The organism is Parapedobacter sp. SGR-10 (assembly GCF_011030405.1).
In the GTDB taxonomy this organism is placed as follows: domain Bacteria; phylum Bacteroidota; class Bacteroidia; order Sphingobacteriales; family Sphingobacteriaceae; genus Sphingobacterium.
In genome coordinates, this window is the sequence record NZ_JAAJTJ010000007.1 from 1 (window position 1) to 15963 (window position 15963).

Here is a 15963-nt window from a genome sequence, read left to right on the forward strand (position 1 = left end):
AGTTAAATTTAAAAATAAAAAACGAATAAAATTCGTTTTTGGCGGAGATAGAAGCACAAAGTTTAATTTTTGCACTTTAGCCCCGCTTTTGGCAATACCATGTTATAGGCAGCCAAGTTTATTATTTCTGTTTTTGATTTAATACGTCAATTAAAAAGTCACATAAAGTCATTACAGAATTAACAGCAAGTTTTGCGTGATGTCGTTTTGTTTTAAACTTGTTAGCATGTCTGTCGCCTGCATTGTTACTTAGTCCAGCAAGTCCATTTATTGTTGTATCAAGACCTGATAATATTTGAAAAACAAAATCGGGAATTTCATCCTTTTTTATGTCGATTTTAAGTGCTTTTTTGGCTCTTGTCCATAAGTTTGTAATGTTTCCATCATTTTTGATTTCAACATTTTCTATTGTTTCTATGATATGTATCAAGACAGCTTCACAAAGTGTTCTTGCATTTGTAATGGCTCCGTTAAAATCGTCAGTCGAAATTTTTTGTTGACATTTTTCAATTTGTTCGCTTACAAATTCGTGTCCGATTGTTGAAATTGTTTCAGGTTCAATAAAATTTCCTTGCGTATCTGCAATTTTGTAAATGTTTGCTTTTTTGATTAAAGCAAAACCGTCATACTTTATTAGTTGATTAATTTCTTCGACAACTTTGCCTAATGTCTTTTCATCTCCTCCAAATCGTCTTGGGTCTACAAATTCTTCAAGGATTAATTTTAAACGAGGTGTCCCATTACTTTCGACAATTTTTTCTTTTGAATAGACCCAACGTGAAGGAAATCCGTTTTCATAAACGTCATCAAAACCACATTCGTTATAAAATGTCACAAGTTTCGGTCCTGACAAATATGGAGCAGAGCCTATATCTCCTGCAATGATTTTTCCGAGTTGTTCTGTTACTTTATTTGATATTTTCACCTTGTATGTTTCTTATGTGAGCTTTCAGGATTGGTTGCCTATAACATTATTATATACGCAAATATATATTAATCAACTTAAATAAACAATATCTACCTATGTAAACGGTAACTAATTTATATTTAGTTATATATATCAATATCATGCTTTTCGTATTTCGTATTGTTTTTATCAATATTTTGTAGATATTTGTTTTTTAACAATACAAAAAACGAATATCGTATGGAGGCATTATCCATAGAATTGAATATATCCGCATATTCTTTTGAATTGGGAAACCATCACGGAAAGGAAATCATCTGGATCACGTTTCCGTATGACAACAAACTGATCGCAAATCTCCGAAAACATACCAAAGCCAAATGGAGCAACTCCAATAAAAAATGGTATGTGCCAGATAATTCGATGTACAGGGAAATGTTCAGGCTCGAAGCCAAATATATCGGGACAGCGCTCCTGTCACACATACATGAGATAAACCGCCCCGCCTTCGAGCGCTATATCCAACAATTGAAACTCAAAGCATACAGCCAAAATACGATTCGGACATATTGTGCCGAGTTTGCCCAACTGCTCAAGATCCTCAAAAGCCATCCCGTCGACGAACTTACACCCGAAAGGGTCCGTGCGTATATCCTCTATTGTATCGATACGCTCAAACTATCCGAAAACCTGATCCACAGCCGTATCAATGCCATCAAATTTTACTTTGAGCAAGTGTTGTTCAGAGATCGTTTTTTTATAGAAATACCTCGTCCCAAGAAACCGAGTCTTCTGCCCAAAGTGTTATCTGCCGGCGATATCAAGAAAATGTTTGCCACTCTCGAAAACAACATCAAACATCAGCTTCTGCTCAAGTTATGTTATGGAATGGGGTTAAGGGTAAGCGAAATCGTCAACCTCAAAATTACTGACATCGATAGCAATAGGATGCAGGTACTGATTAGCCATTCCAAAGGGAAAAAAGATCGTTATGTCGTACTTCCAGAGTCGATCCTGGAGCTATTGCGAGCATATTACCTGCAATATCGTCCCAAGGAATACCTGTTCGAGGGACAGCGCGGAGGACAATATTCCGTTAGGAGCGTACAGGTCGTATTCAAAAAGGCAATGCAGAAAGCGAAAATCAACAAAAGGGTAGGAGTACACAGCCTGCGCCATTCGTATGCCACGCATTTGGTCGAGCAGGGTACGGACATCAGGTTCGTACAGGATTTGTTGGGACATTCAAATATCAAGACCACGATGGTCTATACACACTTGACCGATTCTAAAAAACGAAAGATAACAAGCCCCTTGGATAATCTATAAAATATTCAGAAAATATCCGCCATTTTGATATGGTAAAGTAAAACTAAGCCACATCCCGCATATCCACAGGTACTACCCGGGAGATACCCTGCTCGACCATAGTCACACCGTAGATAATGTCCGTACTGGCAATCGTGCGTTTATTGTGCGAGACGACGATAAACTGGGATTGTTGTGAGAATTCGCGTATGATATTGTTGAATTTGTCGATATTGGTGTCATCCAGTGGAGCATCCACTTCGTCGAATATACAGAATGGTGCTGGTTTCAGCAGGTATAAGGAAAAGAGCAGAGCTGTGGATGTCAAGGTCTTTTCTCCGCCCGAAAGTTGGTTGATGGACAAAGGTCGTTTGCCTTTCGGTTTGGCGATGATATCGATATCGGATTCCAGAGGGTTATCGGGGTTGCTCAGCACAAGGTCACAACTGTCTTCGGCATTGAATAGCGATCGGAAAACCTTGATAAAATTTTCGCGTACAGCTGTAAAGGCGTTCAAGAATTTTTCGTTGGCGGTGTCGTCGATTTCCTGGATAGTGGCCATCAGCGAGGATTTGGCTTCCAATAAATCGTTTTTCTCTTTGGAAATGAAATTATAACGTTCCGTAATCTCGTCGTAGGCTTCTTTGGCCATCGGGTTGATTGTACCGAAGTCATCCAGTTGTTTTTTCAAACGCGTACATAGTGAACCCAGTTCTTCGGCGGTCTGTTCGATGTCAGGCATTTCCCCTTCCAACAGCTCCTTGATGTCAATATTGAACTCTACGGATAGGCGTTCTTTCAAACTGTTCAAGTCTATTTGCAATGCTGTTTTCTTGTCCTTTATTTCGGTGATTAGAAAGTCGAGTTGATCTTTTGTCTTGCGCCGGGAAGCAATCTCTTCTTCGAGGTCGTTTATGGCTTTGCGCGAGGCATAGAAGTCCTCCTCCATTTCCCGCAGGGCATTTTCCAACGATTCCTTTTGTGCATACAGTTCTTTGAGATCTTCGTCGTTGGTATCGGTAAAGGTCAAAGCTTCCTGCATGTCGGTTTTGATCAGTTCCAGGTCGGTAGCATTTTTGTTTATACGGGTTTCTAGGGCTTCCTTTTGGCTCTCCCGGTATTCCAGGTCTTTTTGTACTCCGGATACCTTATTCTGCTGTTGATGCAGACGGATATTTTCCTGGTTGAAGGCGTTCGAACGTTCGGATAGCAGATCACTGAGATCCTGAAATGAGGTTTGCAGGTCGGCCAGTTGTTTTTGCCGTTCTTCACTTTCTGCCTTTAGTATTTTCAGTTCCGGCTCGGCTTTGGTCAGCTCCTGATCAATAGCCGCAAGCTTTTGTTCGATATCTTGCTTTCTGTTTTGGCTGGAAGAGATAAAGGCCTGGTATTGTTCCTGCTTTGTCTTGACGGAAGTCCATTCGTTCTGTACCCTGTTCAATTGGATACGTAGTTCGTCGATAATTTCCTTTTGGGATTGGGACTTCAAAGAAACCAAGAGACCTGCTTGCTCGTTTTCCGTAGCTTGCAGATCTGCTATGTGCTGATTAAGGGCTTTGATTTCCTTGGCCAGATTTTCGAGGTTTTTGGCACGACCGATACGTTTTCCTTCGAAAAGACCTACGGATCCACCGCTTAATCCCAGTTTATGTCGGCTGAATTTCCCTTCGTGATGTAATATCACCACATTCGGATCCGGCAAGACTGTTTCTATAGACTTCGGGTCGTTGGAGCGGAGAAGGTAAACGTTTTGCAGCAATTGCAGGCATAGGTCTTTGTACTTGTCTTCTACCTTGATGACTTGCATGGCTGGTATCAGTTGCTCGTGTGCCGGATCAGTTCCTTTATTCTTGGGTTTGCTTACCCCGTCCAGGACAAAGAAGTTTGCTCGTCCTCGTGAGGCATCACTGAGTAGGTTGATGGCCTGTATCGCATCTTCCGTCGTGTCGACCACATAGTGATTCATGACAGATTCCAGATAATTCTCAATGGCAATCCGATATTCTTCCTCGCAAAATAAAATGTCTGAAAACAACGGATACTGCTTTTGCCAACCTGCATTCTTTCGCAGAAATTTGATGGATTCGGGGAAGCCTTCCAGGTTGTCCACGAGGGATTTGGTCAGGTTGTATTCGTTTTGCTTAGCGTCCACGAGGCGTAGCTCTTTGTTCAATTCCTGTTGGATTTGGCTCAGGCGGTTTTCGGTAGACTGTATCTGGGCTATCAATGCGTTTTCGGCAGCCAAAGCTTGTTGATATTGCTCTTCCTGGACAGATAGTTTTTCCTGCAATTCCTCAACGACGGTGTTGAACTGTGTCAGCTCTTCCACTTTGGATGAGGTGTCGTGGATATTGCGTTGTGCCTCATGTTCCAAGGCTTCTTTTTGGATGTTTAGGACAGCAATATCTTTTTCTGTCTTGTAGATACGGTTTTGGTACTCGTTGTTTTCCCGATTTGCAGTGTCCAGCTTGTTTTTTGCACTGAGCTGTTGGGCTCTCAATTCCTCGACTTCTTCTTTCTGCTTGTGGATGTCGGTCTGAAAAATTTCCAATTTGGCCTGTTCTTCATACAGTTCCTCATGCAATCTTTTGAGCGTGGAATCTACATGTGTCAATTGTTGCTTGTCCAGATTGAGTTCGGTAAGGATACGCGATTGCCGTTCCTGCAAATGATGAAGACGCTCGTTTTTTATTTTCTTTTCCGATTCGTATGTGCGAACTTTATTGACATATTCGTTGGTGGCCTTTTGTTGGGCGCTGAGGTTTTTCTCCTTGGCCAGAATATCTTCCCGATCCTTACGAAGTTGCTGCTCCTTAGTGTCGATCTGTACCAATGTTTCCGACATCTTGCCTTGCAGGTCTTTTTCTTTTTCACCAAGCGATTGCAGATCGGTGCTGAAATTGTCGATACGGTAGTAAGCCAATCCTATACTGGCCTCTTTGTATTCTTCTTTGAGTTTGAAATACTTGTCTGCTTTTTTCGCTTGGTTTTCAAGGGACTTGAGATTTTTGGTGATTTCGTAGAGGAGGTCGTCTACACGTTCCAAATCACTTTCGGTATCTTTTAGCTTGCTTAATGTCTGTTTTTTACGAACCTTGTATTTGGAAATTCCGGCGACTTCTTCGAAGAGGTTGCGTCTGGAATTGTCCTTATTGGCGATGATTTCGTCGATCATCTTCAACTCGATGATGGAATAGGTGTCTGTGCCGATACCTGTGTCTAAAAACAAGTCGGTAATATCTTTCAGACGACATTTGACATCATTGAGCCGGTACTCGCTTTCACCATTGCGATAGAGTTTGCGTGTCACGGTCACTGTCGTGAATTCTGTGGGGAGAATGTTTTTGTTGTTGTCAAAAGTCAAGGATACCTCTGCGAGGTTCGCCGGTTTGCGGTTTTTTGTGCCGTTGAAAATGATGTTTTCCATCTTTTCAGAACGTAGGGTCTTGGTACTTTGCTCGCCCAATACCCAACGTATTGCATCCACAACATTGGATTTCCCGCAACCATTTGGCCCGACGATGGCGGTCACACCTTCGTTGAAGTTGATGGTGATTTTGTCGCCAAAACTTTTGAAGCCTTTGATTTCAAGTTTAGTTAACTCCATACAGATATTCGTAAATTATCAACTGACGAAATTATAGATTATTGTAAAGAATGAAAAAACAGGTTTTGCACATTTTGGAAGATTTCCACAGTGCTGTGAGGTGCGGGGTTGGGGATGCGAGTTGCCGGATACCTGTCAACTGTCCTCTGTCCACTGCCCACTATCCACTAAATAACTTTGTTTTTGTGGTTTTTTAAGCGATAATTATTTAAAATTCAATATTATTATTCCTAACTTTGGCGAACTCTTTATAATACTAGTATACACTACATTTAAATGGACAATCTGACATATTTGAGTAACGCCGATTCGAGCTACGTCGACGGCTTATATCAAGCGTACAAGGCCGATCCTAACTCCGTTGATTTTGGATGGCAGAAATTCTTTGAGGGATTCGATTTCGGACAAAGCAACGGGGCTCCCCTGGATACCGAAAATGTTTCTGAACATGCACTAAAAGAAATCAATGTTTTGAATATGATCCACGGCTACAGAGACCGTGGTCATTTGTTTACGCTCACCAACCCTGTGCGTGAACGTCGCAAATATTATCCCGGAAAAGAGCTCGAAACTTTTGGTCTTTCCGAAGCTGATATGGACACCGTGTTCAATGCCGGTGTAGAAATAGGATTGGGGCCAGCCAAATTGCGCGATATCCGTCAATTGATCGAAGATACATACTGCCGTTCTATCGGTGCTGAATTTAAGTACATTCGCAATCCAGAGAAAATTAAGTGGTTGCAGGATCGTATGGAAGCGGATCGTAATAAACCTAACTACAACGTCGAACAAAAGAAACGTATCCTGCAAAAGATCAACCGTGCCGTGGTATTTGAAAACTTCCTAGGTACAAAATTCCTGGGTCAAAAACGTTTCTCCCTGGAAGGCGCCGAAAGCTTGATTCCGGCGTTGGATTCGGTCATGGAAAAGGGTGCCGAACTTGGTATACAGGAATTCATGATCGGTATGGCTCACCGTGGACGTTTGAATGTGTTGGCCAATATCATGGGCAAACCATACAAGACGATCTTGTCCGAGTTTGAAGGTAAGATGTATAAAGAAGAGGATCCTGAATTGCAGTTTGGTGGAGACGTCAAATATCACTTGGGATATTCGTCAGATATCACTACAGATTCCGGCAAGAATGTACACTTGTCCCTTGCTCCGAACCCTTCTCACCTGGAGACAGTAGATCCTATCGTGGAAGGTATGGTTCGCTCGAAGATCGACATGAAATACGATGGCGACTCTTCCAAGATCGCACCGATCCTGATTCACGGTGATGCAGCTATTGCTGGACAGGGAGTCGTGTATGAAGTGACCCAGATGTCCAAATTGGATGGTTACAAGACAGGGGGGACGATCCATATCGTCATCAATAACCAGGTCGGTTTTACGACCAACTATAAAGATGCCCGTTCGGGTACGTATTGTACGGATGTGGCCAAAATTACCTCTTCTCCGGTATTCCATGTCAATGGAGATGATGCCGAGGCGGTGGTGTATGCGATCAATCTTGCCGTAGAGTACCGTCAAAAATACAAAACCGATGTTTTCATTGATTTACTGTGCTATCGTCGATTTGGACACAATGAGGCTGATGAACCGAAATTTACACAGCCTTTGCTATACAAAGCGATTGAAAAGCACGCCAATCCAAAAGAAGTTTACGCCAAGAAACTGATTGAAGAAGGTTCCATCGATACGGCCTATGCCAAAGAGGTGGAAAAGGAATTTCGCGATTATCTACAGACTCAACTGGATGCTTCCAAAGCTACAGAGAGTATAGAGGACGAAGTGCCTATGTTTGGCGGGGCATGGAAAGGCTTGCATCCGGCTAAAAAAATAGAAATATTCAAAGATGTGGATACGGCTGTATCGGCAGATATTTTCTTGGAGCTGGCGAAGCAGATCACCACATTGCCAAAAGACAAAAAGTTCTTCCGCAAAATATCGAAGCTTTTTGAAGATCGGGCTGCGATGATTGATAAGGACTCGTACGATTGGGCCATGGGCGAATTGATGGCCTACGCGACCTTGTTGAACGAAGGCAAACGTGTCCGTATATCCGGTCAGGATGTACAGCGGGGGACCTTCTCTCACCGTCATGCGGTATTGACCCTAGAAGATTCAGAAGAGAAATATGTGCCGCTTAGCCAGGTGAATGGTGGAGAGCGCTTCAATATATACAACTCTTTGCTGTCCGAATATGCAGTACTTGGTTTCGAATACGGTTATGCGTCGGCCAATCCGCAATGCCTGACAGTATGGGAAGCCCAATTTGGTGATTTTTACAATGGTGCGCAGATCGTTGTGGATCAATACCTCAGCAGTGCAGAGACCAAATGGAAACGCTCTAACGGCTTGATCATGATGCTACCGCATGGTATGGAAGGGCAGGGGCCAGAACATTCTTCGGGTCGTATCGAGCGCTTTCTGGAACTATGTGCCAATGACAATATGATCGTGGCTAACTGTACGACACCAGCCAATTACTTCCACCTGTTGCGTCGTCAATTGGTACGTGATTTTCGTAAGCCATTGGTTGTGTTCACACCGAAAAGTTTGCTGCGTCATCCGAAGGTTGTTTCGACATTGGCAGACTTTACCAAAGTTTCATTCCAGGAGATCATTGATGACAGCACAGTCAAAGCTGCTTCGGTCAAACGCGTGTTGTTCTGTTCAGGAAAGGTGTATTACGATCTATTGGAAAAACAACAGGCCGATAAGCGCAAAGATGTAGCGATCATCCGTATCGAACAGTTATATCCGGCTCCTGTACAACAATTGGAGGCTATCCGTAAAAAATACAATAAAGCCACCGATTTTATCTGGGTACAGGAAGAGAATGAAAATATGGGTGCATGGCCATATTACTGCCGCAAGTTCAGAAAAACGAACATTGAGTTTACAGATGTCATCACGCGCAGTGAAAGTGGAAGCCCTGCAACGGGATATATGAAAAAACATATAGCACAACAAGAAGAAATCGTTAACAAATCATTTGCATAAAACACTGAATTAAATCCAAACGTTGTATATTTACTTGTATAACATTGGTTTGAAAAGAAAAACACATATGAGCTTAGAAATCAAAGTCCCTACCGTCGGAGAATCGATCACAGAAGTGACATTGGCGCAATGGCTAAAACAAGACGGCGACTACGTCGAAATGGATGAAAACATCGCTGAACTGGAATCAGACAAAGCTACCTTTGAGCTGCCTGCGGAAAAAGCAGGTATCCTTCGTATCATCGCCCAAGAGGGGGATACATTGGAAATCGGTGCGGTGGTATGTACTATAGAAGATGGTGATGCACCGGCTGCTGGAGAGAAAAAAGCAGAGGCTCCGGCCGATCAGCCTTCTTCGGCTCCTGCGGCAACAAAAGAAGAGGAAGCATCCGAAAAACCAGAATCGTATGCTGCCGGTACAGCTTCGCCTGCTGCTGCAAAAATATTGCGTGAAAAAGGCATCGATCCATCCACAATCAAAGGAACAGGAAAAGATGGCCGTATCACAAAAGAAGATGCCGAAAAGGCTCAGGTACAGGCTGCTGCTCCTAAGGCAGAGGCTAAACCTGCAGCGACTACAGCTCCGGCCGCTACACCTGCGGTGAGCGGAGTACGCAACGAGCGTCGTGAGAAGATGAGCTCACTGCGTAAAACCATTGCGAAGCGTTTGGTATCGGTCAAGAATGAAACGGCTATGTTGACTACGTTCAACGAAGTCAATATGCAACCCATCATGGATTTGCGTGGCAAATACAAAGATGTTTTCAAAGAGAAACATGGTGTAGGACTAGGCTTTATGTCCTTCTTTACGAAAGCTGTCACAACAGCATTGAAAGAATGGCCTGCAGTCAATGCCCGTATTGACGAAAATGAAATTGTGTATTCGGACTTTGCGGATATTTCCATTGCCGTTTCGGCCCCTAAGGGATTGGTCGTTCCGGTAATCCGTAATGCAGAATCCATGTCTTTGTATGAAATCGAAAAGGCTATCGTCGAATTAGCAGGAAAAGCACGCGACAATAAGTTGACCATTGAAGAAATGACCGGAGGGACGTTTACGATTACCAATGGAGGTGTATTTGGCTCCATGATGTCTACGCCTATCATCAATGCGCCACAGTCCGCTATATTGGGTATGCACAATATCGTGCAGCGCCCGATAGCCGAAAATGGTCAGGTCGTGATCCGTCCGATGATGTACATTGCTCTGTCTTATGATCACCGTATCATCGATGGCCGCGAGTCTGTCAGCTTCCTTGTACGTGTAAAACAATTGTTGGAAGATCCTGCAAGACTACTTTTGGAAGTGTAAAACACACTTAGATATTCCTAATCCTTAAAAGGTCGTCTTTGTTAAAACAAGGACGACCTTTTTTTGAGATGCTCTAATATAATATGAGTTTTACGTAAGAAAAATCAAAAAACACTAAGTTTTAGCCTGCTTATACTTTGTAATATTAGATTTATAAAGTATTTTATATTTATCTTTGAGGCTACCTACAAAACAGGTAGCCTTTTTAATGGATATACACTTAGACCCTCAACTGATAACCAAATTCATTATGTTCTCCATCGTAGGAGCATCGGGTGTTGTTGTGGATTTTAGTGTTACGTGGTTATTCAAGGAAAAAGTCCGTATCCATAAATACATTGCCAATTCATTAGGTTTCATCGTTGCGACGATCAGCAATTACCTGCTCAATCGGTTTTGGACTTTCTATACTGTCGATGCACAGGCCAAATTCAACGAGTTTTCCAAATTCTTTTTTATCGCTTTGATTGGATTGGCTATCAATAATGCCATCCTCTATCTGTTTCACGAAAAGCTGAAATGGAACTTTTACCTATCGAAGCTTGTAGCAATCGGTATCGTATCGATATGGAACTTTTCGTTTAACTATCTGTACACATTTACCTCTTCCTAAGTTTTCATGAATAAATTTGTCAAACGTTTTACCATCTGGCATTTTCTTGTCCTCTGGTTTGTCATCAATCTGGTACAGGGCTGTTTGATGGAATTGCACGTAGACGAATCCTATTATTGGTTGTACAGTAAATTTCTGGATTGGGGGTATTACGACCATCCGCCAATGGTCGCTGTATTTATCAAGATTGGTAGCTGGTTGTCTCAGGCTGAAATAGGTGTGCGTATCGTGACTATTTTGACCAATGTCGCTGCGGTGTATTTCCTTTGGCAGATCGTCAAACCGTATGCCGATAATATTTGGCTATTCAGCACCTTATACTTTAGTTTTGCTATTTTTCATGTATTCGGTTTTATCAATTCGCCGGATAGTCCGCTCTTGTTTTTTGCGGTACTGTATCTCTATTTTTTGAAAAAGTATATCCAGGAAGAGAGGGTGGGATTTTCTACAGTGCTGTGGCTTTCGATTGCAATTGCCGGACTACTGTACAGTAAATACCATGGTGTCTTATTGCTGTTTTTTACATTGTTGGCCGAATGGAGATTGCTCCTGCGTGGTTCTTTTTGGTGTATTGTTGCTATTTGTACAGTACTCTATCTACCACATATACTCTGGCAGGTACAGCACGATTACCCTTCAATCCAGTATCACCTCTTTGAACGCAATGCAAGGGCTTACCAGATTTCATTTACCACGGACTATATCAGCAATCTTCTGTTGGTCATCGGGCCATTGACGGGTTGGTATGTCTACTACAAATTTTTCCGTCACAAGAGTGCCGATCGTTTTGTCCGGGTTTTGAAATTCATTTTTTGGGGATTTGTACTTTTCTTTTTCAGTACCTCGCTCAAGAGCTATGTACAGGCACAGTGGGTATTGCTCGCTTATATACCGCTGTTTATCATCGGGTATATTGCCCTTGCCAGACAATCCGTTCCGCGATGGTTTTATAGCTTATTGTACACGACTGCCGGACTCATCCTCATCTTACGTTTTCTGCTCATTCTCCCTATTCCGGCTATACAAAACATATCTGCCATAAAATCATTTTGGGGTCACAAAGATCTGGCAAAACAACTACGCACCTATACCAATGGCAAGTATATTATCTTTGACAATGGTTTTCAAGACCCGTCCTCCTATAATTTTTATAACCAGACCTTGACGGCCTTTTCTTACAATAACCGTTCATACCGAAAGACACAGTACGATTACTGGCCGATAGAAGACAGTGTGCGCCACAAGGATGTAATCTTTGTCCGTCCACACTCTTTCGAAAGCCCTGATCAAGATACCATACATACCCGACTGAAAGGGGATTGGTACGCTATTCGTGTAGATAGTGTGCGATTGTACCAAAAGGTTGATATTACGTGTGAGGATATTCCGAAAAAAATGGTCGCAGGCAAACAGTACCCAATCACATTAAAAATCCATAATCCGTATGGTGAAGAGATCGCATTTGCCAATGAGGGACAAAAATGGCCACTTTATTTCGAATACGGCTATACCCAATATATCTGGGATGCAGGCACATTTTTTGAATTTAAGGAAGATTATCATTATCTTAGGGTTCCATCAAAACAAAGCGTGTTGATCAAACTGAGTATTACCGCACCGGAGGAAACGGGCGATAGATTTCTGATGTTCTCCTTGCGTACCGAGCCCTTTGGCGGTCCCCGAAACAGTAAAAAATATCCTGTCTATGTCTCGCAAAAATAAACTTATCCTAAAATGAAACCACATAGAAGCATAGGGATTTTAGATTCTTCAACATCAAAAAAAAGAACACATGTAGGAAAACAAGTTTTCAACCATAGTCTATCCGCCAGTAGGCGGACAAGTCATGAAGCTACTGCAATGCCCTTGGGCATTCCTGCCTGCCAGACAGGCTTTAGAATGGTCATTAAATACTATGTCTCTATGTGGTTAGAAAAAATATCATGTACTAAAATTCTTGTCTTTTTCATCTTGGGTTTGTTGTGTCAGCAGGTATCTGCGCAACAATTGGAAGGAAATGTGGATTTTCATGGTTTTGCCGATAATCGGGAATATGGTGCTTCCGATAGATATCCACAGACTATTTTTGGAGCCCGTATCACACCCGAAGTCGGACTGTTGGTCGATGGTGTACACCGTATACGGGCGGGCGTATCGTATCTACATGAGTTTGGTACGAAGAACATCTTGAAACCTGTACGCCCGGTAGCTTATTACAACTACATGGACAAAGGTTTTGATTTCAAGATCGGTATGTTTCCCAGGCATGAATATCTCGACGAATACCCGAAAGCTATATTGAGTGATACGATCGGTTATTACCAACCCAATATCGAAGGTATGCTTGTCAGGTATAGCAACGAGAATTTCCATCAACAACTTTGGATCGATTGGAACAGTCGGCAGACCAGGGTGGATAGGGAGCAGTTTATGGTCGGTCTATCGGGGAATGTACACTTGGGTTCCTTGTTTTATGTGAAACACTTTGCCGCCCTGTGGCACAATGCCGGCGTCATGGCGGATCAGTCGGATCCCGATGATCATATCCGGGACAACGGAGCGGCTTCATTACATTTAGGTATGGATCTAAGTGACAAGAATTGGCTGGATTCCATCAATGTCAATGTAGGGGGGATCATCAACTACGATCGGTTACGGAATGTATACGACTGGCAGACGCCTAAGGGGTTTATAAGTGAACTGTATGTAGAGCATTCCCGTTTTTTTGTGCGGAATACCTTTTATACCGGACAATCCCTCTCCATTCCTTACGGTGATGTGTTTTATACATCCAAGCAATACAACAGACTGGATGTCGGATGGGTGCCTTTGCGGAACAAAAATCTCGAAGGTCGGTTTACGGCTGGGTTCCATTTTTCCGAAGGGGTAATGGATAATCAGCAGCAGTTTATATTGAGGTATAATATCGGAGGTAAACTACGTAAGTAGGCTCTGTTTTTTTCATGATGAGGGTGTCTCTAAAAGGGTCTGGCAATTTATTTAATCGTCATTTCGAACGAAGAGAGAAATCTATGGATGAATTTTAATCAACTTATTTTCAACTTGTTGAAAAATTGCTTAACCATAGATTTCTCGTCGTACCTCCTCGAAATGACGGCATGATGGACTTTTTAGACACTCCCTTTTATTCTTCATCCGTAGTGTGCTTCGCTTAACACTACGGATAGTAGAGGGCCTTGTTTACTCTGCTACCAATTCATTGTGTATCATGCGATAATTGTATTGCTGGATAAAGGCTCGCAGGTACTTGACCAATGTGTCCTGTTCAGGAATATTTTTGTGCAACAAATCCTTTTCCAGCCGACTATCCGATCGAAGATTGAACAAAGAGGTCGGTGCATCGCCATTGTACGTCATGAAGTAATCTCCCATAAAGAAATTGAACGATGATCCACCGATATTGTTGACCAGAAAATTATTCTTGGTTGTATCCAAAGCATCAAAACCGAATGAAAAATAAGGTTCGTCATAATGCAGGTAATTTAGTACGGTCGGCATAATGTCTATTTGTTGCACCAGTTTGTCCGATACGCCTTTGAGGTTACCGCCGGGATAATAAAAGATAATGGGGATCGCAAATTGATTGGGGAGTGTGTGGTATTCGGGTAGATAGCTTTGGCTGGAATGATCTGCACAGATGACAAAGAGCGTGTTTTTGTACCAGGAACTTTGTGATGCTTTGACAAAAAACTGCCTTAAAGCGTAGTCAGCGTATCCGGTCGGTTCGTGTAAAGGTAAAGGCCCCTTTGGAAACTTTCCCTTGTACTTTTCGGGAACTTTGAAAGGATGGTGTGAAGATAGCGAAAAGAAACTGGCAAAGAAGGGCTCTTTGAAAGTGTTTAGTTTGTCTGCCATGAACTGCATAAATGGCTCATCCCAAATCCCCCACATCCCATCGAAATCCTTATCGTTGTTGTACTCGTTTTTTCCAAAATACTGTTGGACCCCGGCCAATTGCATATACGCCGAAAAGCCCATACTCCCATTGGGTGCCCCGTGGAAGAAAGCCGTTTCGTAACCTTTGTCTCCCAGCAATTTGGCTATACTGGTCGTCTTATTGCCTGAATAGACCGATAATACAAAAGGCTCTCCGATCGAAGGTATGCCCGAAATGACGGAAGGAAGTGCATCAATGGACTTACGGCCATTGGCATACGATCGATGAAAAGTGTAGGCTTCTCCGATCAGGGAGTCAAGGAAAGGTGTGTAGCCCTTGTATGTACCATTATCGATATGCTTGTTATAGAAACCGATATTCTCCTTGCCAAAACTTTCCATAATCAGGAAAACTACGTTGAGCTTTTGAAAGGGGAGGCTGTCCTTGGGCAAGTGAATGACCGGATAGATTTTTTGTAGTTCTTCCGGATCATAATAATGTACCTCCTTGAGATCCACTGCTTCCAGGGTTTTCATGATGGCAAATGGCGTGTTGAGTACAATGTTCATCTCCTCAGGAGATTTGACATAATCTCCGGCGTTGCTCAATGTAATCGGTCGTGTACTATGCGCCCAATCGCCCCGCACACCTCCTATAAAGAAAAAGGCCACGACAAACATCATCACGAACTGAAAAAGATAGAGTTGCCAGCCCGACCGTCTGGGTTTCTCTACGGCGAAGGTGTCGTACAGCTTAATCAATATAAAAATAAGGGCGATAAATAGGAGTACCAGGTACCAGTAGCCAAGCAAGAAATCCCCTGCCAGTCTCAGTTTGTTCTCCTCATTGGCAAACTGCCCAAACACCGTGCTCGTTGTCCTTTTTAGGGTAAAGGGGTAATAAGCAAAGTCGATCAGGTTCAGGGCGATGCCTATGCTATTGGGTATGACAAAGGCATACTTGGACATCTTTTGGTATAGTGGTGTATATTTGAAGGGTACCGGCAGGATAACCATCAAGATATACAATATATTGAGGTATAGTAAAGCGACGAGATCAAACCGAACACCGCCTAGCATCATCGTGATGAATTCCCCTGTTTGGATGGCCGGAAACATATCCCTGTTAAAGAGATAAAATCCATACCTTAGTCCGGCATAGATAAGTAGTAAGCCTACAAATTGACTTAACAATACCCAGTAGCTACCTAAAAAACCTTTTGCTTTACATTTCCAGGACTTCGTGTTATCGTTGATCATACGGCAAATTAATTAAAATTTTGTTATTTTAATAGACGTCATTGCGA

9 protein-coding genes are annotated in these 15963 nt (G+C 42.6%); 6 read left to right on the forward strand and 3 right to left on the reverse strand.

The window, feature by feature from the left end; translation table 11 throughout:
• Positions 1-121: 121 nt before the first annotated feature.
• Positions 122-925, reverse strand: a complete 804-nt coding sequence (locus G5B00_RS18325) for an abortive infection family protein (protein ID WP_163872847.1) — start codon at positions 923-925, stop codon at positions 122-124.
• Between the two features lie 222 nt (positions 926-1147).
• Between G5B00_RS18325 and G5B00_RS07410 the strand changes: the two genes are divergently transcribed.
• Entirely contained in the window at positions 1148-2236 is a 1089-nt protein-coding gene (locus G5B00_RS07410) for a tyrosine-type recombinase/integrase (RefSeq protein WP_163872850.1), read from the forward strand.
• Positions 2237-2279: 43 nt separating this feature from the next.
• Here the strand turns inward: G5B00_RS07410 and smc are convergent, their stop codons facing one another.
• A complete protein-coding gene (gene smc / locus G5B00_RS07415) occupies positions 2280-5822 on the reverse strand; it encodes a chromosome segregation protein SMC (RefSeq protein WP_163872852.1) in 3543 nt (1180 codons plus the stop codon).
• A gap of 276 nt (positions 5823-6098) precedes the next feature.
• Here smc and G5B00_RS07420 point away from each other — a divergent pair, with 276 nt between their 5' ends.
• The 5 genes from G5B00_RS07420 to G5B00_RS07440 all read left to right on the forward strand — a co-directional run bounded on the left by G5B00_RS07420 (position 6099) and on the right by G5B00_RS07440 (position 13708).
• Entirely contained in the window at positions 6099-8834 is a 2736-nt protein-coding gene (locus tag G5B00_RS07420) for a 2-oxoglutarate dehydrogenase E1 component (protein ID WP_163872855.1), read from the forward strand.
• Between the two features lie 67 nt (positions 8835-8901).
• Positions 8902-10146 carry a 2-oxoglutarate dehydrogenase complex dihydrolipoyllysine-residue succinyltransferase gene (odhB, locus tag G5B00_RS07425; RefSeq protein WP_163872858.1) on the forward strand — a complete coding sequence of 415 codons (1245 nt, stop codon included), beginning with the start codon at positions 8902-8904 and terminating at the stop codon, positions 10144-10146.
• Positions 10147-10354: 208 nt separating this feature from the next.
• Positions 10355-10759, forward strand: coding sequence for a GtrA family protein (locus G5B00_RS07430; RefSeq protein WP_205966342.1), 405 nt, complete (start codon positions 10355-10357; stop codon positions 10757-10759).
• Positions 10760-10765: 6 nt separating this feature from the next.
• Positions 10766-12481, forward strand: a complete 1716-nt coding sequence (locus G5B00_RS07435; RefSeq protein ID WP_163872861.1) for an ArnT family glycosyltransferase — start codon at positions 10766-10768, stop codon at positions 12479-12481.
• Between the two features lie 12 nt (positions 12482-12493).
• Entirely contained in the window at positions 12494-13708 is a 1215-nt protein-coding gene (locus G5B00_RS07440; RefSeq protein ID WP_163872864.1) for a hypothetical protein, read from the forward strand.
• A gap of 252 nt (positions 13709-13960) precedes the next feature.
• Here the strand turns inward: G5B00_RS07440 and G5B00_RS07445 are convergent, their stop codons facing one another.
• Complete coding sequence (locus G5B00_RS07445) at positions 13961-15916, reverse strand: LTA synthase family protein (RefSeq protein ID WP_163872867.1); 1956 nt, start codon at positions 15914-15916, stop codon at positions 13961-13963.
• Between the last annotated feature and the right edge of the window lie 47 nt (positions 15917-15963).